At 64.4% G+C, this 18,881-nt stretch carries 18 protein-coding genes; 12 read left to right on the top strand and 6 right to left on the bottom strand.

From position 1 onward, the window contains the following. Nucleotides 1-4 precede the first annotated feature (4 nt). A complete protein-coding gene (gene glgX / locus D8M36_RS02095; RefSeq protein WP_238638344.1) occupies nucleotides 5-2,206 on the bottom strand; it encodes a glycogen debranching protein GlgX in 2,202 nt (733 codons plus the stop codon). Nucleotides 2,207-2,340: 134 nt separating this feature from the next. Here glgX and D8M36_RS02090 point away from each other — a divergent pair, with 134 nt between their 5' ends. The 9 genes from D8M36_RS02090 (at nucleotide 2,341) to D8M36_RS02050 (ending at nucleotide 11,074) form a co-directional block, all read left to right on the top strand. Further along, nucleotides 2,341-3,408, top strand: a complete 1,068-nt coding sequence (locus tag D8M36_RS02090; protein WP_065248005.1) for an AAA family ATPase — start codon at nucleotides 2,341-2,343, stop codon at nucleotides 3,406-3,408. A gap of 8 nt (nucleotides 3,409-3,416) precedes the next feature. Continuing rightward, entirely contained in the window at nucleotides 3,417-4,310 is an 894-nt protein-coding gene (locus tag D8M36_RS02085; protein WP_065248004.1) for a DUF58 domain-containing protein, read from the top strand. Then, nucleotides 4,297-4,761: a hypothetical protein gene (locus D8M36_RS02080; protein WP_126846315.1), complete on the top strand. Its 465-nt coding sequence runs from the start codon at nucleotides 4,297-4,299 to the stop codon at nucleotides 4,759-4,761. The genes D8M36_RS02085 and D8M36_RS02080 overlap by 14 nt, the downstream gene beginning before the upstream one ends. Further along, nucleotides 4,752-5,774 carry a vWA domain-containing protein gene (locus tag D8M36_RS02075; RefSeq protein WP_126846313.1) on the top strand — a complete coding sequence of 341 codons (1,023 nt, stop codon included), beginning with the start codon at nucleotides 4,752-4,754 and terminating at the stop codon, nucleotides 5,772-5,774. Before D8M36_RS02080 ends, D8M36_RS02075 begins: the two co-directional genes overlap by 10 nt. Next, nucleotides 5,771-6,775 (top strand): vWA domain-containing protein, encoded by a 1,005-nt coding sequence (locus D8M36_RS02070; RefSeq protein ID WP_126846311.1) that lies wholly within the window; start codon nucleotides 5,771-5,773, stop codon nucleotides 6,773-6,775. The genes D8M36_RS02075 and D8M36_RS02070 overlap by 4 nt, the downstream gene beginning before the upstream one ends. A gap of 2 nt (nucleotides 6,776-6,777) precedes the next feature. Then, nucleotides 6,778-7,662 carry a hypothetical protein gene (locus tag D8M36_RS02065; protein ID WP_126846309.1) on the top strand — a complete coding sequence of 295 codons (885 nt, stop codon included), beginning with the start codon at nucleotides 6,778-6,780 and terminating at the stop codon, nucleotides 7,660-7,662. Next, nucleotides 7,656-8,801 carry a cysteine desulfurase family protein gene (locus D8M36_RS02060; RefSeq protein WP_238638343.1) on the top strand — a complete coding sequence of 382 codons (1,146 nt, stop codon included), beginning with the start codon at nucleotides 7,656-7,658 and terminating at the stop codon, nucleotides 8,799-8,801. Before D8M36_RS02065 ends, D8M36_RS02060 begins: the two co-directional genes overlap by 7 nt. 84 nt (nucleotides 8,802-8,885) lie before the next feature. Next, nucleotides 8,886-9,989 (top strand): tRNA 2-thiouridine(34) synthase MnmA, encoded by a 1,104-nt coding sequence (mnmA, locus tag D8M36_RS02055; protein WP_126846307.1) that lies wholly within the window; start codon nucleotides 8,886-8,888, stop codon nucleotides 9,987-9,989. After that, on the top strand, nucleotides 9,986-11,074 hold the full coding sequence (locus tag D8M36_RS02050; RefSeq protein ID WP_126846302.1) for a hypothetical protein: 1,089 nt from the start codon (nucleotides 9,986-9,988) through the stop codon (nucleotides 11,072-11,074). Before mnmA ends, D8M36_RS02050 begins: the two co-directional genes overlap by 4 nt. Before the next feature lie 26 nt (nucleotides 11,075-11,100). On the opposite strand, the gene D8M36_RS02045 is transcribed toward D8M36_RS02050, so the two are convergent. Genes D8M36_RS02045 through D8M36_RS02025 form a run of 5 tightly spaced genes read right to left on the bottom strand, consistent with a single transcriptional unit; the run spans nucleotide 11,101 to nucleotide 15,140 of the window. Then, entirely contained in the window at nucleotides 11,101-11,682 is a 582-nt protein-coding gene (locus D8M36_RS02045) for a hypothetical protein (protein WP_126846300.1), read from the bottom strand. After that, the gene (locus tag D8M36_RS02040) at nucleotides 11,679-12,908 is read right to left on the bottom strand and encodes a DUF58 domain-containing protein (RefSeq protein WP_126846298.1); all 1,230 of its coding nucleotides are present in this window, start codon (nucleotides 12,906-12,908) and stop codon (nucleotides 11,679-11,681) included. The genes D8M36_RS02045 and D8M36_RS02040 overlap by 4 nt, the downstream gene beginning before the upstream one ends. 2 nt (nucleotides 12,909-12,910) lie before the next feature. Next, complete coding sequence (locus D8M36_RS02035) at nucleotides 12,911-13,876, bottom strand: AAA family ATPase (RefSeq protein WP_126846296.1); 966 nt, start codon at nucleotides 13,874-13,876, stop codon at nucleotides 12,911-12,913. Further along, the gene (locus tag D8M36_RS02030; protein ID WP_126846295.1) at nucleotides 13,873-14,427 is read right to left on the bottom strand and encodes a hypothetical protein; all 555 of its coding nucleotides are present in this window, start codon (nucleotides 14,425-14,427) and stop codon (nucleotides 13,873-13,875) included. Before D8M36_RS02030 ends, D8M36_RS02035 begins: the two co-directional genes overlap by 4 nt. Beyond that, entirely contained in the window at nucleotides 14,424-15,140 is a 717-nt protein-coding gene (locus D8M36_RS02025) for a DUF4129 domain-containing protein (RefSeq protein WP_126846294.1), read from the bottom strand. Before D8M36_RS02025 ends, D8M36_RS02030 begins: the two co-directional genes overlap by 4 nt. Before the next feature lie 158 nt (nucleotides 15,141-15,298). On the opposite strand from D8M36_RS02025, the gene D8M36_RS02020 reads away from it, so the two are divergent. Genes D8M36_RS02020 through gatC form a run of 3 tightly spaced genes read left to right on the top strand, consistent with a single transcriptional unit; the run spans nucleotide 15,299 to nucleotide 18,880 of the window. Continuing rightward, nucleotides 15,299-16,147 (top strand): hypothetical protein, encoded by an 849-nt coding sequence (locus D8M36_RS02020; protein WP_126846293.1) that lies wholly within the window; start codon nucleotides 15,299-15,301, stop codon nucleotides 16,145-16,147. Between the two features lie 4 nt (nucleotides 16,148-16,151). Further along, on the top strand, nucleotides 16,152-18,566 hold the full coding sequence (gene ligA, locus D8M36_RS02015) for an NAD-dependent DNA ligase LigA (protein WP_126846292.1): 2,415 nt from the start codon (nucleotides 16,152-16,154) through the stop codon (nucleotides 18,564-18,566). Between the two features lie 17 nt (nucleotides 18,567-18,583). Beyond that, nucleotides 18,584-18,880 (top strand): Asp-tRNA(Asn)/Glu-tRNA(Gln) amidotransferase subunit GatC, encoded by a 297-nt coding sequence (gatC, locus tag D8M36_RS02010; protein ID WP_055088781.1) that lies wholly within the window; start codon nucleotides 18,584-18,586, stop codon nucleotides 18,878-18,880. Nucleotide 18,881: the final 1 nt, after the last annotated feature.

The following is an 18,881-nucleotide window of genomic DNA, read 5'->3' as shown; positions in this document are numbered from 1 at the left end:
CGCCTCAAAGTTTATCGGGATGCGCTGGGAGATTGTCGGCACTTTCCGCCTGCGATGTGGGCGAGCGCCAACCGTTGGACTGCACCACGACGAGCGTGGGCCCATCGAGGTGGAGACGCTCGTGTTCGACGTCGAGGCTTGCACCGCCGAGCGAGGAGTCGAGGGCGATTCGAAGCGGGCCCGCGCCCCAGGCGCTCGCGGGCAGTTGCACCTCTCGAGGACCCTGCTCGTTGCTCATGACCACCACGGTGAGACCGTCGCGGTGAGGAATGGCAATGCTCAAATGGCGGCGCTCGGGATTGAACCAGTCGGCGTGGCTCATGGGGGAGGCATCGCCCTTGAGCCACGTGATGCCTCCCGAGTCGCGATCCTCGAGGCTCGCTTCGTCGAAGAAGGTCGAGGGGCGAAGAGAGCTGAGCATGTGGCGCACAGCGATGGCCTGTTTTGTGAAGGTGAGGTGGCGCTCCACTCGCTCGTTTGACTCCCACGAAAGCCACGTGAGAGCGCTGTCGTGGCAGTAGGCGTTGTTGTTGCCCGCTTGCGTGCGCAGGCGTTCGTCGCCGGCGGTCAGCATGGGGACTCCCGCGCTTGTGAGGAGCGTTGCGAGAAGGTTGCGTGCGCTTCGATCTCGCACGGCGTCCAGCGCGGTATCGGGGCCTTCCGTGCCGTGGTGGAACGAGCGATTGTTGTCGGTGCCATCCCGGCCGTCCTCGCCATTGTCGACATTGTGTTTGTCGTTGTAGGCCGTGAGGTCGGCGAGTGTAAAACCGTCGTGCGCGGTCACGAAGTTGATGGACGCGAGTGGCGAGCGCATCGAGCGGCCTCGGGGAAGGTCGTGTGGATCAGCCCGGCGGAACACATCCGCGGAGCCCGCGAACCGCGTGGCGAGATCGCGAATATACGGGTGCTGCGGAGCCCCGTGCTCGCTCAGCTCCCGATTGCTCGAGAGCCAAAATCCGCGTATGTCGTCCCGGAACGAATCGTTCCACTCGCTCATGCCTGCGGGGAAGTTCCCCGTTTGCCAGCCGAAGCTGCCCACGTCCCACGGCTCTGCGATCAGCTTGATGCCCGCGAGCGCGGGGTCGGTACGCATCGCGGTGAGCAGCGGGTGCCGCGGGTCGAAGCCGTGGTCAGTGCGGGCGAGGGTCGTCGCGAGGTCAAAGCGGAAGCCGTCGACTCCCACGGTGTTGGCCCAGAACCTCAGCGAGCGCATGACGAGGTCGACGACGTAGGGGCTGCGTGCGTCGAACGTGTTGCCCGTGCCCGTGAAGTCGGCGAGGTGACCCGAATCCTGCCAGTAGTATTCGCGCGCATCGAGCCCGCGGAAGGAGACGGTGGGGCCATCCTTAGCGCCTTCGGCCGTGTGGTTGTAGACGACGTCGAGGATCACTTCGATCCCAGCGGCATGAAGGGCGTTCACCATGTCTTGCACTTCGGCGAGCACGGCGCCGGGGCCCATCTCGCGTGCCGCTTTGGTCGCGTACCGCGGGTTTGGCGCGAAGAAGCTGAGGGTGTTGTATCCCCAATAGTTTGTGAGGCCGAGGCGCGTGAGGTGAACTTCGTCGAGAGCCGCATGGATCGGGAGAAGTTCGAGGGCCGTGATGCCGAGATCGCGTAAGTAGGTGGTCGACGCCTCGTGGGCGAGCCCAGCGTAAGTACCGCGCAGCTCGGGCGGGAGGTGGGGATTGAGCTTTGAGAAACCGCGCACGTGCGCTTCATAGATGACGGTGTCGCGAAGCGCGGTGCGGGGGCGCAGTGAGGGGTCGAAGCGTTCGGGGCTCACGCGTGTGACGACGGAGTGGATCGCTGAGGCAGCATTGTCGTGCGGGTCGAGTTGGAGGGGCTCGACGGGTCGTAGCCCCGAATCGACCGTGTGGGCGAACATCGATTCGAGAAGTGAGGAGGCGTGGTCGATACCGTGGGCGTAGGGGTCGATGAGGAGTTTGTTCGGATTGAACACGAGGCCCTGCTCGGGAGCCCAGGGGCCGTAGGCGCGCAGACCGTAGTGCGTGCCTTCGGTGAGTCCCTCAACAGCACCCCAGTGCACTCCCGCATCAACGTGGGGGAGCGGGATGCGGCGCTCATCCCCTCCCTCGAATACGCATAGGTCAATTCGCTCGGCGCGCGGGGCGGGGATCGAGTAGGTTCCGACGCCTGCCGCGTTCACGGTGAGGCCGGGTGTCGTGGGGGGAGGAGGAACGTTCACGGCAACATTGTTCCAGACTTCCGTTGTTTGCCGTGTTTATGACGTGCGTTGGAGGGCGGTTCGGTATTGTCGAGGCGTGGTGCGCGCCTTCGCGCACGAGTGATCGACTGGGAAGCGGCAAAAGAGGTACGTACATGAGTGTGAATGGTGGGGCTCCCGCGCCGCGTCCGGTGGGCGAGCAGCCAGGGCGTACGCGTACATTCCAGCCAGAAAGTCCCGTACTCGGGCCAGCCGAGCGCGAGCGGGCGGCGCATATCGTCCAGAGCATTGCCCGCGTGTTCGGCTCGCGCGTTGTGGGCCAGGAACGCTTGAGGCTTGCACTTTTGACGAGCCTCGCAGCTGGCGGCCACGTGCTCCTCGAATCCGTTCCCGGTCTCGCGAAGACGACCGCGGCACAGGCGCTCGCGAGTGCGATCGGCGGCTCGTTCCGCCGTATTCAATGCACGCCGGATCTCATGCCGAACGACATTATTGGTACCCAGATCTTCAATTACGGTACGGGCGAGTTCACGACCCAGCTCGGCCCCGTGCACGCGAACATTGTGCTCCTTGACGAGATTAACCGTTCGAGTGCGAAAACCCAGTCGGCGATGCTCGAAGCGATGCAGGAGCGCCAGACCTCGATCGGCGGCGAGGTGTATCCCCTTCCGCACCCGTTCATGGTGCTCGCGACCCAGAACCCGATCGAGGAAGAGGGCACCTACGTGTTGCCCGAGGCGCAGATGGACCGCTTCCTCATGAAGGAGATCCTCACCTATCCGAGGCCCGCGGAAGAGCATGAAATTCTCGACCGCTCGACATCGGGCACGCTCAGCGCGCCAAAGAGTGTGCAGCCGAGCGTGAGCCTCGACGACATTGAGTTCCTCCAGCGCGCTGTTGATCGCGTATACGTGGATGCCGCGGTCAAGCGATACATCATCGACCTCGTCTTTTCGACGCGTGGCTCCGGCCCGCGCCCCATTCAGAACCTCACGCAGTCGGTGCGCGTAGGCGCCTCGCCCCGTGGCTCGCTCGCCCTCATGCGCGTCGCGCAGGCGCACGCGCTCGTGGAGGGGCGCGACTACGCCACTCCGGACGATGTGCGCGCGCTGCGCTATTCGGTTTTGCGCCACCGACTCGTGCTCACCTTTGATGCGCTCGCGAGCGGAATTACGCCCGAGACGATCATCGACGCGGTTTTCTCCGCGGTTCCGCTTCCGTAGAGGTCGCTTTGGCGTCGCTTCTCACGAGGGTCAAGGCCAAGGTAGAGATCACGACCACCAAAAAGGTGCGTGGTCTGATCGCTGGTCGTGGTCGCTCCCTGTTCAAGGGCAGTGGCGAGGATTTCGACGACCTGAAGTACTACCAGCCGGGTGACAAGATCTCGGATATTGATTGGAAGGCAACCGCGCGAAGCGGCGAGCCCCTCATTCGCCAATTCAACGAGGAGCGCGTGCGCTACCTGTGCGTGATTGGCGATACCTCGGGTGCGATGGCAGCGAATGCCGCCGATGGCACAGTGAAACGCGATGCGCTCGTGACCGCGGCCGGTGTCCTGTGCTACCTCGCGCACGCGAACGGCGATCTGGTGGGCCTAGTCGCGGGCACCCCCGGCGATCAATTGCAGCTGCCTGCGCGCTCCTCGCGTGGCCACCTTGAACTTCTTTTGCGCACCCTCCAAAAGAACACGGTCCTCGGCGGAGCTCCCGCGAACGTCGAGTGGGCGCTCACGCGCGCCTTGCGTCTCACGCGCCGCTCAAGCCTCATGCTCCTGATCACCGATGAAGCGAACCCGGGCCCCGAGTGCGAAGGCGTGCTTCGCCGCCTCATGACCCGGCACGACGTGCTCGTTGTGCGCATTCGTGACGCCGACCCACTCGGTCGCGTTGACCTCGAAGCCGACATCATTGACCCGGGTTACCCCCGCGAGATTCTGCGCCACACGCGAACGGTCGCGGCCGTACAAAAAGAAGCCGATGCCTTCCGCGAGAAACGTGAAGCCGAGATCACGGCGATGCTCGATTCGCTCGGGATCGTCCACACTCTCACCGACGGCGACGACCACGTTGTCGACGACATGATCGAGATGTTCCGCAGGCAGGGGGCGCGCCATGGACGGCCTTGAGATTATTGACCCACCCCAGTATTCGATCGCGTGGCTCATTCTCGCCGTGCTGTGCGCGCTCATGATCATCGCGCTTATCCTTACGCTGCTTCGCCTCACGAGATGGCTCGTGGAGCGTCGCGCCTACGCAAAGCGTCCCGGCGCGTCCGATGCCCTCAAGGCCGAGTTCCTCCGCGCGATCAATGCCATCGGCGAGAAAGTCGAGGCAGGCACCATGAGCGCCCGTGATGGCCACCGCGAACTCGAAGCAGTTCTGCGCGTGTTTGTGCTCCGCAGCGAGGGGCTCGATATTCGCCAAGAACCCCTCGAGAGAGTCGTGCTCGATCCCCGCACGGCAACCGTCGGAACTCTCCTCACGCGCACGCACGAAGCCGGATATGCGCGCGAAAGCCGCACGCGCCTTTCTGAAAGCCTTCACGCAGCGAGAGCGGTGGTGCGCGCATGGTCATGAGTTTCTGGTGGCTGAGCTGCCTGCTTCTCATCGCGGGCCTCATCGCTTGGGCCCTCGCGTACCTCAACCGACGCGTAGTGCGCCATCGCGCACTTTTCGTGGGAAACACGAGCTACCTCGACCAACTCCCAAGCGTGCGCCGAGCCCAGCGCGCCTCGCGCGTTCTCCGCCTCGTGAGCGTTGCACTCGCGGGCACACTCGTGCTCACGGGGGCGCTCCTTTCGGGACGCCTCGCGAGTGAGCGAGTGGAAACTCCCTCGTTCAAGAACCGCGACATCGTGCTGTGTCTCGATGTTTCCGGCTCGATGCTGCCCTATGACCGCGAAATCCTCGAGAGTTACCTCGAGCTCGTGGAAGGCTTTAAGGGGGAGCGCGTGGGCCTGTCGGTGTTCAACTCGACCTCACGGACAGTTTTCCCGCTCACAAATGACTACGGCTTGATCCGCCGCGAACTTAAGCGAGGGATCGACGCGCTCAAATACAATCCCGTTGCCCACCGCATGGGTACGGCGCAATACAGCGAAGAAGACATCGAGAAGTTTTGGGACTTTATGGGCGGTACCTACGATGAAACATTGCCGCCCTCGCTCATCGGCAATGGCCTGGCCTCATGCGGGCAGCTCTTCGATCACGCGGAAGAGGAGCGCTCCCGCTTCGTGGTGGTCGCGACCGACAATGAACCGGGAGGCACGGGCATCTACGAAACCCCCGCTGCGGTCGACACCCTTATCAACAGGGACATCACGATGTGGACGTTCTACCCAGGAGCGACCTCATGCACGGGTAACTGCGCGCAAGAGCTACAGAGCGAGACCGAGCGTTCGGGCGGAAAATTTTGGGCCTCGGCCGATCCTGGAGCGATCCCTTCGATCATCGCCGAGATTCAAAAGGCGCAAGCTGCCGACATGGGCGCGATTCCGCGTGTGATCCGCACCGACCACCCAGCACTGTTCTTCACGATTTCTCTTATCGGGCTGCTCGCCATGATCGTCGTGGGATGGAGGCAGCGATGAACCTGGGAATCCACCCGATCATGCCGTGGTGGGCGATCGTACTCATCTTCGTGCCGAGCGTGAGCGCATGCGCCGTTCTTCTCGGCGTTCGCAAGGGCTCGCGCCTCGATTGGCTGCGGCGTCTTCTCATGGTGCTCGCACTCGCCGTCGTGGCCCTGCGCCCCGTGACTGGCGATGAAGCGCTCAGTACGCAGCGCCTCAACGCCAACGTCATCTTCGTTGTGGACCTCACGGGCTCGATGAGTGCCGAGGACTTCGATGGCTCGAAGCCGCGCCTCGACGGGGCTAAAGCCGACATGAGGCGAATTATGGACGGCATGGAGGGCGCGCGATTCTCGATTATCACGTTCGATTCGAGTGCCTCCGCGCAGCTTCCACTCACAACTGATGCCGGCGCTGTCAAAGCGTGGATCGACACGGCACGTACCGAATTGACGGCCTATTCGCGAGGCTCCAACGTGGACCGCCCGCGCGGAGCGTTGCAGAAACTCGTGGACCAAACGCGAAAAGACGATCCTGACTCGCGCCTGCTCGTGTACTTCTTGAGCGACGGCGAAAACACCGACAACAAAGAATCCGAACCGTTCGGGGCGCTCGGTGGGAAGCTCGATGGCGGGGCGGTCCTGGGCTACGGTACCCCCAAAGGCGGGCCCATGAAGGCCGTTGGCGGCGAGAACGACGGCGAATACATCAAGGACCCCTCGGGTGGCCGCGGCCTTTCGAAAATAGACGAAAAGAACCTCAAATTTATCGCGCAGCAGATGGGCGTGAGCTACCTTCACCGCACGGGCGGAAAAGACGGCCTTGAAGAAACGTGGAAGAACCTCAACCTCACGCTCATTGATACGACCGAGGAGCAGGCCGTTCCGAGTTTCGAAGACTGGTACTGGATCGCCTCGATCGCCTTTACCCTGTTGGCGATCTGGGAGCTCGCAGAGCTGACTCTCCGCCTGCCCAAGACCCTGAGTCGCGCAGATGTGGCTCGTGCCGGAAGGAGATAGCCATGGTGAAGAACAGGCACGATGCTCCAAAGCTCACGTGGCGAGAGCGCTTAGGCCTTCGCCGTTCGGCCCGTCAAGGCCGAAACTTCGGGATCGACCGTTCACGATTTCGCACATTGCGGATCATCGGCGCGCTCCTGATCGCGATCCCCGTGCTCGTGCTCACCGCGGGTATCGTGCGCTTCGTTTCGATGCCGCTGACCCAGGCCTGGGCGCTTGGCGCGTATTCGAATGAACACTACGAGGACGCGAGGGACCGTCTAGGCCCAGTCGAGAAGGTCAATCTCTTCGAGCCCTACCTCCCGCACCTCACCAAAGGCACCGCATACCTACGCGAGAATAAGTTTTCTGAGGCGCGAGGAGAGCTTGAAAAGGCCTTGAGCGAGTGGACGACGGGGATGGACCTCAACAAACCGCCGCATGCCGAGTGCAAGATCCGAAATAACCTCGCGGTAGCGATGGCGGGCGAGGCACGGGGGGTGAAGGACCCAGGCGAGCGCGGGGATCTTCTGTATTCGGCAGAAGAGGTTCTTGCGCCGTGTCAAAACGGCGGTAGTGCCTCCGATTCAAATGAGGACAAGAGCTCGACCGGCAAATCGGGCGAGCAGATCGAAGAAGAACGCAAAGAGGCCGACCGTGAGGCAGGCAAGGAAGAGCGCGAGGGGCCGAGCGACAAAGGGGAGAACGACGAGGAGAACCCCGAGAACGACCCGAAGAAGACCGATCCTGACGGTGATGGCAAGGACGGCCAGAGCCCCACGCCTGACCCCGAAGAACAGAAGAAGCAAGAACAGCTCAAGAAACAAAACGGCGGCGACGATCCTTCGAATGGCGAGGGCGACGACGGCGGCAAGGGCGACGACGAGGGAGTAACGAAACCATGGTAGAAGGCCGCGTGTATCTCGATCACGCCGCAACAACGGCGATCCGCCCGAGCGCACTCGAGGCATACACGGAGGCTGCCCGCACGCTCGGCAACCCTTCGAGTCAGCACGCGTCGGGCCGCCGCGTGCGCGGGATTTTTGACGACGCCGTGGCGGAGATCGCGGATGTGCTCGGTGTTCCGCGCAGTTGGATCATCATGACCTCGGGTGGCACGGAGGCCGATAACCTTGCTCTGCGCGGGATCGGCGGACGCGTCGTGGGGCTTTCGACGGATCACCCCGCGGTCGTGGACACCGTGCGTGCGCTCGGTGGGGAGCTTGCGCCGGTGGATTCCGACGGTCGCCTTGATCTTGCCGCGACCGAAAAACTTCTTGCGGCCGTCGAGGGTCGTGAAGCCGCAGCCCTTGTGAGCGCGGCCCTCGTGAACAACGAGACGGGCGTAATTCAGGATCTCGAGGCTCTCGCCGAGATTGCTTCGCGTTACGGAACAGTGGTGCATACCGATGCCGTGCAGGCCATGGCGCACATGGCACCGCCGGATTTCTCGAAGATCCCGCTATGTTCCATCACGGGCCACAAGATCGGCGCGCCCGTGGGTGCGGGCCTTCTCGTTGCAGACCCCTCCGTGAAGCTTTCCGCGTTCGGCACGGGCGGTGGCCAGCAGCGCGGGATCCGTTCAGGCACGCTCGACGCGCCCCACGCCGCCGCGCTGGCGGTGGCGCTGCGCGAGAGTGCCGAGGAACGGAAGGCTCGTGGCACTGAGCGCGATGAGCTCGCCGAGCTTTTGCGCCAGAGCATCCGCGAGATGGACCCGCGGGCCCACTTCACGGCCGAAAATGCGCCGCGATCCCCGCACGTGATCCACGTGTGCTTCGAGGGCGCGGATCAGGATGCGATCCTGTTTCTCCTCGACCAGGAGGGCATTGATTGTTCTGCGGGTTCCGCGTGCCACGCGGGCGTCACGCAGGCCTCCCACGTGCTCACCGCGATGGGGTATTCCGATCTCCTCATGCGCGGCGCGATCCGGTTCTCCCTTGGCTGGACGAGCACGAAGGCCGATGTGGAGGCGCTCGTAAGGGTTCTTCCGGGCGTTCTTGAGAAGGCACGCGCAGTTGCCTCGAATGGTGGAAAATTTTCGTGAGATGTCCCGCGCATCCCATGTGCGCGGTGTCTGGGCTTTGTACAGTGGAGGGCGTTTTCGAGATTTTCGAGCGAAAGGTGCGAGGTGAAGGTTCTTGCCGCGATGAGTGGCGGCGTCGATTCGGCCGTAGCCGCGGCGCTTGCCGTTGAGCAGGGGCATGACGTCGTAGGCGTCCACATGGCGCTCTCAAAAAACCGCGAACAGACCCGTAACGGCTCGCGCGGTTGCTGCACGGTCGAAGATGCCTCTGATGCCCGCCGCGCGGCCGACCACATTGGGATTCCGTATTACGTGTGGGACCTTTCGAACGATTTCCACGACCTCGTGGTGGAGGATTTCCTTTCGGAGTATTCGCGCGGCCGCACCCCGAATCCGTGCGTGCGCTGCAACGAGCGCATCAAATTCGCGGCACTCATGGACCGTGCGCGTCTTCTCGGCTTCGATGCGGTGTGCACGGGGCATTATGCCTCGGTGCGAAACGAGGGGCCCGGTGGGGCGCGCTCGCTCCACCGGAGCGCCAACATGCACAAGGATCAGAGCTACGTTCTTGCCGTCATGGGTCCCGAGGGACTCGCGCGCTCGGTTTTCCCGCTCGGCGGCTTCGCCGACAAGGCCGAGGTGCGCGCCGAAGCGGACCGTCGTGGGCTCGGCGTGGGCCACAAGCCCGATAGCTACGACATTTGCTTCATCCCCGATGGCGACACGCGCGGTTTTCTCGAGCGCGAGCTCGGTGCGCAGCCAGGCGAGATCGTGGATATGGATGGCCGCGTGCTTGGCGAACATTCGGGCACGTATGGCTACACCGTGGGCCAGCGCAAGGGCCTCAACTTGGGTCGCCCGGCCCCCGATGGCAAGCCGCGCTACGTTCTCGATGTGAAGCCCGACACGCGCCAGGTGATCGTGGGGGCGGCGGAGCTGCTCTCAACGCGCACGCTCATGGCGAGCGAGGTCGTGCCGTTCGAAGATCTCGACTCCGGGCGCGAGGTCGAGGCGCAGATTCGCGCGCACGGGGAGGCGATCCCCGGCGTGATCACGGATGTTGAGCCTGGCGACGACAGCGCGAGCGCAATCGCGGGTCTCACGGTCGAGCTTGCGAGGCCGATTCGAGGTGTCGCCCCCGGGCAGACTCTCGTGCTCTATTCGGGCGATCGCGTGCTCGCCTCGGCCACTCTCGACTCACGCGCATGACAGTGCACGAGGGAGCGCCTTCTTCGCTCCTCACGCTTTTTTCCGACGGAACCTTCGCTCTGAGCGAGGCTACGTCGGCATCCGTCGCCGGGCCGCTCTTTGCGCGCTTTGAGCGGATGCGTTCCCTACTCGGCTCGAGCCTCGAGGAAGGAATCGAGGCCGAGCCGTCGCTGGCGCTCGGTGGCGAGGGCCCGTTCGATCACGTGCTCCCCGCGTCCCTTGCGATGCTTCCAGTTTCGGGAGACCTCGCGCCCTATGGTTGGCGGATCGGTCCGGGCGAAGGCACACGGTGGCGCGCTAACCGCGACGCGGCCTTTGCGCGTCTCGACGCGGCCCGCCTTGCTTTTTTCGAGTATGAGGGCCCGTTGAGCCTCGTGCGACTCGGGCCTGTTTCGTGCGCCTCTTCGGTGTTTATGGCCTCCGGCGAGCTCGCGCTCGCCGATGCGGGACTCGTGCGCGAACTTCCCACCCTCATTGCCGAGGGCATCGACGCGGAGGTTTCCGTGCTTCGCGAACGGGTACCCGGCGCGCGGCCGCGCGTCATGCTCGATGAGCGAGGCGCACTCAGGGCTGTCGAGGGCCGTGTGCGCACGGCTTCCGGTTATCGTTTCCATCGCGCCATTGGCCGAACGGCGCTCACCGACCTTTTCTCGGCGTGCGTGACCGGAGCCGCTGAACGGGGGATCGCCACGGAAGAACTCACGCTCGCTGTTGACGCGCGCGTGGGCATCGTGCGTGCGGCGCTTGACGCGGGAGTGCGAAGCGTTGCCGTTGACCCGCTCTCGCGGGACCTCGCGGCCGTTGGCGGAGCGTGGGAGGCCCTCGCCGAGGCGCGTGAGAAGGGCGTTGAGCTTCGTTTTTTGACGACGGCGGGTGCGGTTGAGGCCTCGATGAGGCACGTCCTCGCCGCGTGGCACGAGCTTGGCTATGCACCCCAAGAGGTTCGGGGCTTCGCTTTCGCCGTGACGAGGCGCCGGGCAGCTGACCCCGCGCGCGAACAAGGCGCTTCGGCCTTCGTGCGGTCGTGTGACATGGACGAGATCATCCACGCCGCTCCCGCGTTCGCCGAGCGTGTGAGCGACTAGAGCTTTCCGCTCACCGGGGATTGGCTCTATTCCTCATCCTTGTGGGGCAAAAGGAGCCACGCGAGAGCCCCGAATACCACGAGAATCGCCACGAGGATGATGACGCTCGGAATCGCCCCTTGCGGCATGAACAAGAGCGGAACGAGGGCGAATACGACGAGTGCGGTCGCGAGTCCGAAAACGAGCGCGAGCATGCCGAGCACCCGCCTGACAGCACGCCCGCTCGCGTGCGCGTGAGCGGGGGAACGCGCGGCAATAGCCCACAGGGAATGCGACGCGAGCAAGGAAGCCGCGAGGCCGATCGACGCGGCGATCGAGAGCGGCGGTGAGGCCCACAGCGCGAAAAGCCACGCGGCAAACGTGAGAAGCCCCGCTTCCGAACCGGGCTGGGCGAGCTGAAGCAGGTTCAGCACGGCAAGCGCGATGAACGGGAGGATGAGCCCCATCGTGAGTGGAGCGGCGAAGCTACTCGTGGCTTCGCACGCGACGAGCAGCGCGGCGGCGAACTGGCACGCGAGCGCGCCAAGCCTCGCGCACCACTGGGCAGGTGCGACCGAGCGAAGAAGGTCGATCGCGTCGAGCAGGTGATCGGTGAGGTGACGAATCACAGCGCCTCCTCGAGCGTGCGTACGGGGATCCCGCGGCGTTCAAGGTCGGCGATCACGAAGCGCCGTTCAAAACCGCGAATCACCCACGCTTCGTCCCACAGGTGCGGATCCTCGAGGCCGTCGATGCGCCGCATTGGCGTACCCGTGAGTCGCGAAGTGTCGGTGAGCTCGGCGGGGAGCGTATCGATGATCGTGAGGTCGGCGCCATGCGCGCGCATGAGGCCGATCTGCTCAATGAACTCCTCACTGAGAAGAGGGGTACACGCGATAGTGAGTGTGCCCGACCGGAGACGTGGAGCTCGACGAAGGCGCGGGGACACGGCGTCTTCGCGCGAGAGACGCGAGAGCGCTTCGAGGATGCGCCTCATCTGGCGCTCACCCGTGCCAAAGGGGATCGAGCCGATCAACGCTCCCGCGTCGTGGATGCCCACGCGGTCCCCGAGGGCGAGGTAGTGGCGCGCGAGCACGGTTGCCGCTTCCACGCTCATATCAAGGCTCGAGGCGCGCCCGTCGCCGGGTTCGGCGCCGATCGGGCGGATGTCAGCCATCGTGTCGACGACGATGAGAACGTCGGTGTCTCGCTCGGAAAATGTTTCGTTCGTGTGGAGGGTGCCGCGGCGTGACGTGACGCGCCAGTTGATTTTGTTGAGACGGTCGCCCGGGCGGTAGGGGCGAATGTCGGCGAGCGCCGTGCCTTCGCCCTTCGTGCGAGACGCGTGTGGACCGCTCACCCCGAGAACATGCGTGAGTGCCAGAGGCCTCGGCTTCGCCGTTGCGCCCGCAACCGCGGAAATTTTGCGCGCTTCGTGGCACCGGTGGCGTCGGAATGCCCCGAGCGCATCCGTTTCCTGCACCGTGAACGGGCCAAACTCATGTGTGCCCCACACCCGCGCTTTAGCACTCACGTGCGCGGTTTCGAGATCGGTTGTGACCGCCCAGCGCGGCGAGTATTCGAGCCCGCCCTTCATACGCGCACCCACGGTCACAAGCATGCCGCGCGCACCCCGGGCGGTCGCGGTGACGCTCTCGCCCTCGTTGACTTTGGCCTCTGCGGCCTCGAGCGTTGCCGGAGTGTTGGCGCGAGGGCGAAGGGCGTGTGCAACCGCGATCCACGCGAGAAGCACGCATCCCACGAGCAGCGCATCGAGCCGCGAGCCGAGAACGCCGTAGAGTACGAAGGCTGCCGAAGCGAGTACCGCGCGCGTGTGGGCCTGAGTTCTGTGCATGCTCAGGCAGCTGCCTCAGGTGCGTCGATGCGTGTGAGGATCGAGTCGATCACGCTCGCGCAGGAGATGTTTTGGAGCCACAGTTCGGGCCGAATCACCACGCGGTGTTCGAGGCACGCGTGAGCGAGAGCCTTGATGTCTTCGGGGATCACGAACTCGCGGCCATTGATGAGCGCGAGGGCACGCGCACTCTGGATGAGGGCGAGGGAACCACGTGGAGATGACCCCATTGCGGTATCGCTGTGCTCGCGAGTTTCACGCACGAGCGCGACCGCATAGCGGCCCACGGCTTCGCTCACGTGGATTGCTTCGACCGAGTGCTGGAGCTTCTCCAGCTCGCCGGTCGCGAGCACGCGCTCAACGTCGATGGTGTCCTCGCGGCGCTCGATTCGACGCGCGATGACGTCCCATTCGTCGTCCGCGCTCGGGTAGCCGAACGTGAGACGCATGAGGAAGCGGTCAAGCTGGGCCTCGGGCAGGGGATAGGTGCCTTCGGTCTCCACGGGGTTTGCGGTCGCGAGCACGTGAAAGGGGTGGGGGAGCGCGTGGGTTGTGCCCTCGATGCTCACCTGGCGCTCCTGCATCGCCTCGAGGAGGGCGGCCTGGGTCTTTGGGGGCGTACGGTTGATCTCGTCGGCGAGCAGCAGGCCCGTAAACACGGGGCCTGGGCGGAATTCGAACTCGCCCGTTTTTTGGTTGAACACCTCGGAGCCCGTGAGGTCGCCCGGAAGAAGGTCAGGCGTGAACTGGGCGCGCCGGAACTCGAGCCCGAGCGCGAGGGCGAACGACCTCGCCGTGAGGGTTTTGCCGAGGCCCGGATAGTCCTCGAGGAGCACGTGGCCACCCGCGAGGATGCCCGCGAGGAGCTTGGTGAGGGCCTCACGTTTGCCCACAACGGCGCGGCCTGCCTCATCGAGGATGCGCGCGCTGAGTTCGGCGGCCTCGCGGGGGGTGAAGATGTCGGTCATGGCCTCTCCTTGGCGTGGGTGGCGGGGGCGGTGAGTCGTGTGTATTCGCGTTCGAGGTCGCGCAGCGCCGCCATGAGTGCGCGTCGCGTGAGCCGTGCTCGTGGGCCTCGCGGGCGCGGGGAATCGGTGGGGGATCCGGCTTCGTGGGCAAGGGCGATGAGGTCCGACGTCTGCTGCGAGAGCGCGAGGTTTTCCCCGCGTGAGGCGGCGAGCGTGTCGAGTTCGCAGGCGATCTTGTGGAGATACGTCGCCGGAAGCCGCGGGCCCTGCCGCTTCGTTTCAATTGTGCGGAAGAGGTCGTCCTCGATGCGCCGCACACGGCGATCTTTCGCGGCTTCGAGCTCAGGGGTTGCGCGGTAGAGGACGCGTGGAAACTCAGGTGCCTCATGGACTGCGAGCCCCGTGGCAGTAAGCTCCCTGGCGAGCAGGGCACCGAGAACGAACACAAGAGCGTAGGCGAGGTTGAGGCGAACATCCACGAGGTGCAGCGCGAGGACGATCGCCACCGTTGCCGCTGTCGTGACCGCGAAGGTGAGCACGAGACGTTTCACGAAGGCCCACCTCCGGTGCGGCCGAGTGCGAGCTGTTGGCTCAGCAGCCGCAGGAGATCGCGCGCTTCCTTGAGAACGGCGGGTGGCGTTTCGTGATTCGAGTAGCGTTCGGCGCGGTAGAGCTCGGCGAGGCGTGCGAGGTGAGAGAGGTCGAGGCCCACGGGGCCCACGACGCGCTGCACGAACTCGCTTGAGGTTTCGTAGGAGTGGCGGCCGTATCCCTCGGCCGTGAGGCGCGCTTCGATCGCGAGCCAGGCGGAGACGATGGGCTTATCGTCGCCGGTATGGTGTTCGAGCGCCGCCGCAGCATCCTCGAGCGATGCGGCAACGGTGGAGGCCTCGACCTCGAGCGGTGTCTCGTCGACGTCGGTTTCCGGGGTGAGGGCGCGCCTCGAATGCCACGCGCGAAAGGCTACGCGTGCGACGACGATGAGGAGGCACAGGCCTGCGAGTGCGAGAAGCACCCACACGATGACCTCGAGGGCGGGGCCGAACGGGCCTTTCCCCTCGGGTTGATACTGCTCGAAAGTGCCCGAGATTTCCGTATTGGCGTGTGGCGTTTCGCTCGTCTCGTTCTCTCGGTGGAAAACATCGAGGGCCGAGGGGCCAGCGCCAATGTCCACAAGCGGCGGCATATGCGCGGCCGTTGCACACCCGAAGAGAAGGGCGCAGGCAATCGCGATGAGTGCGGGAAAAAACCGCTCGACTTTCATCGCGAATCTCCCTCCTTACCGCACCAATGGCGTTCTCATAGAACGCCTATATATGTCTTGGAAGCCTATACCGGTGCCCTGAATGCCTTGCGCCCGCTCGCCAGCGTGTGAGAGTGTCACGTCAGTGCACATGCGAGCGGAAAATTACCGGAGATGCGATGAGCAACAGCAATGGAACTCTTGACGATGACGCGCCCATGACGGCGCGTCTCATGACTGCCTTCGCCTTCATCGCGGCCGCGGGCCTTTCCATACTCTTCACGATCGTGTGGCTTCTCAGTGATGGTCTCAGTGCCGACATCTCGCTCGGCGGGCTCATCGCCCCACTCATGCTCGGAGTTTTTATTGCGGTCGGCCGTGCGGTGTATGACGTGACGCTTCGGCGTTTGCCGTTTGCATGGATGTGCGTTGTTGTCGCCGTGAGCATCCTTGTGCTCGCGCTCGTGGGTGCGAAAATTTTCGAGCTCACCACGGACCAGAGGTATGCGCTTTCGTCGTTTGTGTTCCTCATCGGTGTGCCCGTGTACGGTGCTCTCGCGTGGACCGTGTTCGCTCTCTGGCCTGCGCCAAAGAAGCAAGAGCCGCGGCTCTTTGGTCCGGGCGAGGACCGGGGCGACTGGCGCGAAGAGTTCATTCGCGCCGCACGTGTGCGCGGGGACCTCACAGAAAAGCGCATCGAGGCACTCGCAGACGACGCGTACGCGCGCGCCGGGGCCGCGCATCGGAGCGTGGGGGAGGAGTGCGGCGATCCCGTGCGCTACGCGCGTAGCCTCCCGAAGGATCGCACGACGGTCGCAAAGCGCAAGCTGTACTTCCAGCTTGCCCTCGTGGTGCTCGCTGGTATCGTGCTGACCTTGAACCTGGGCGGTGAGGCAAAGAGTGCCTTCGGCACGGGAGCGCTCATCTTGTGGCTCGCTATTTTTGCGGTGGGTGCACTCTCTTCGTTCTTCCTGTGGCGAAAAGCGAAGCGCGAGCAGGAGGGTGAAGCGGAGCGGCCCGTAGACTGAGCGCGTGAGTACCGAGCAGACACCGAGCACGAACGCCTCAAACATCGCCGCATCTGCCGACCGCGCCGAGATCACCACGCTCGAGGCTGAGGGACGCATTCTTGACCTGCGCGAACGCCTCGCCGCGGCGCGCGTCGAATACTACGAGAACGACGCGTCGATCATGGCCGACGGCGAATACGACGCCCTCGAACGGGAGCTCAAGGATCTCGAGGAGGAGTATCCCGAGTTCGCGAGTGAAGAATCGCCCACACAAACCGTGGGCGGGGCAGTTGCTCAGGGCTTCGCCTCGGTGCCCCACATCGAGCGCATGATGAGCCTCGACAATGCCTTCAGCCTCGACGAGATTCACGAGTGGGCGAAGCGTTGTGAGCACGAGGCGCCGGGCGCGCCCCAGTTCCTCACCGAGCTCAAGATCGACGGGCTCGCGATCTCCCTCGTGTACGAAAACGGCACCCTCGTGCGCGGGGTGACGCGTGGAGACGGCCGCGTGGGCGAGGACGTGACAGCCAACGTGAAAACGATCCGCAACGTGCCCCATACGCTCACGACCGACACCCCGCCCGCGCTTCTCGAAGTGCGCGGTGAAGTGTTCTTCCCGATCGACGAGTTCGAGAAACTTAACGAGGAGCGCCGCGAAGCCGGCCTTCGCGAATTCGCGAACCCCCGCAACACCGCCGCGGGCTCGCTTCGCCAAAAGGATTCCTCGATCACGGCCTCTCGCGCCCTCGAGGTGTACGTCCACGGGATCGGCGCGCACGAAGGCGCCGTCGGATACCCCGAGAGCCAAAGTGAGGTCTACGAGATGCTCGCTTCGTGGGGCCTTCCCACCTCTCCACACTTTGAGGTTTTCGACTCGCTCGAGCAGGTCACGGAGTACATCGCGCGGGCGGGGGAGAAACGCCACGACTTCGAGCACGACATCGACGGCATCGTCATCAAAATCAACGACTTCGCTCATCAGCGTGCTCTCGGAGCAACGTCGAGGGCTCCGCGCTGGGCCATCGCCTACAAGTACCCGCCCGAAGAGGTCACAACGAAGCTGCTCGACATTCAGGTCGACGTGGGCCGAACTGGCCGCGTGACGCCCTTCGGTGTCATGGAACCCGTCAAGGTCGCGGGCTCGACGGTCGCGCGTGCGACGCTCCACAACCAATTCGATGTCGAACGCAAGGGCGTGCTGATCGGCGACACGGTCATCCTGCGCAAGGCCGGCGATGTGATCCCCGAGATTCTCGGCCCCGTTGAGAAGCTCCGCGACGGCAGCGAAAAACCGTTCGTCATGCCGAAAACATGCCCGAGCTGCGGGGCAGAGATTCGGCCGGAAAAAGAGGGCGATAAAGACTGGCGCTGCCCCAACCAGAAGGACTGCCCCTCCCAGGTCACCGGCCGCATCGCGCACGCCGCAAGCCGAGGGGCCTTCGACATCGAGGCCCTCGGCGACGAATCGGCGATCGCCCTCACCGATCCCGATAAACGCCGCGCCGAAGCCCTCGCGTCCCTCAATGCTGGTCACGCGCTTTACCTGCCGGTTCTGACCGAAGACGACTTTGCGAGTGACGCGTTCGTGACGCTCAAAAACGGGGTCGCGACGGATGACATCGACGGTGTTCCCGTGCTCCGCATCACCGACCCCGAAGACCCGCGCATCCCCGCGCCGAGCGAGGGCGTCGTGCGCACGGGAGAGAACCTCTTCGACCTCACACCCGAGGACCTGCGCCATGTCACGGTCTACCAGAGTGTGCGCCGCGACGGCGAAGAAACGGGCGACTGGCGCACCGTGAGCGCCTTTTGGAACCGCCCCCAGTGGCGCTACTACAAGTCCAAGAAAACCTGGAGCCTCGCGCGGCCGGCCACCGTCGGAAAAACGACCGAGGTTCTCATGGGCGAGCTCGAAAAAGCCAAATCGGCGGGACTCTGGCGGGTCCTCGTGGCCCTCTCGATTCGCCACGTGGGTCCGACGGCTGCCCGCGCCCTCGCGACCGCGTGGGGTTCGATCGACGCCATCGCGAACGCCAGCGTCGAGGAGCTTTCCGAAACCGACGGCGTAGGGGAGACGATCGCGAAGAGCGTCAAGGCCTTCTTCGAGGAGGAATGGCACGCCGCGCTCGTCGAGGCCTGGAAGCGCTCCGGTGTGGTGATGGAAGACGCTTCCGCGAGTGGGATCGAGAAGACGCTCGAGGGCCTCACGGTTGTTGTGACGGGTTCGCTCGAAAACTTCACGCGCGACGGCGCGAAAGAAGCGATTCTCCAGCGCGGCGGCAAGGCCTCGGGAAGCGTTTCGAAAAAGACGAACTACGTGGTCGTGGGCGAGAACGCCGGCTCGAAGGCAACCAAGGCCGAGGAGCTGGGAATCACGATCCTCGATGAGGAAGGTTTCACAGCGCTCCTGGAGGGTGGAGAAAACGCCCTGGCGTAGTGCCTAGAATGGATGCCATGCCAGCAATGAGTTCTGAAGAAGTCGCACGCCTGGCGTCCCTCGCTCGCATTGAGCTCACCGACGAAGAAATCGCGCGCTTCGCGGGCGAATTCGACGCCATCCTGGACGCGGTTGCGTCCGTGAGCGAAGTGGCGAGCGACGACGTCCCGGCCACAAGTCACCCGATCCCCATGACCAACGTGTTCCGCAAGGACGAGGTCACGGAGACTCTCACGCAAGAAGAGGCCCTTTCTGGCGCGCCCGAAGCCGCCGATGGTCGCTTCGTTGTTCCGCAGATTCTGGGGGAGGAGTAAC

Source organism: Dermabacter sp. HSID17554 (assembly GCF_003989295.1).
GTDB lineage: Bacteria > Actinomycetota > Actinomycetes > Actinomycetales > Dermabacteraceae > Dermabacter > Dermabacter vaginalis.
This window is presented reverse-complemented; position numbering and strand designations above follow the sequence as displayed.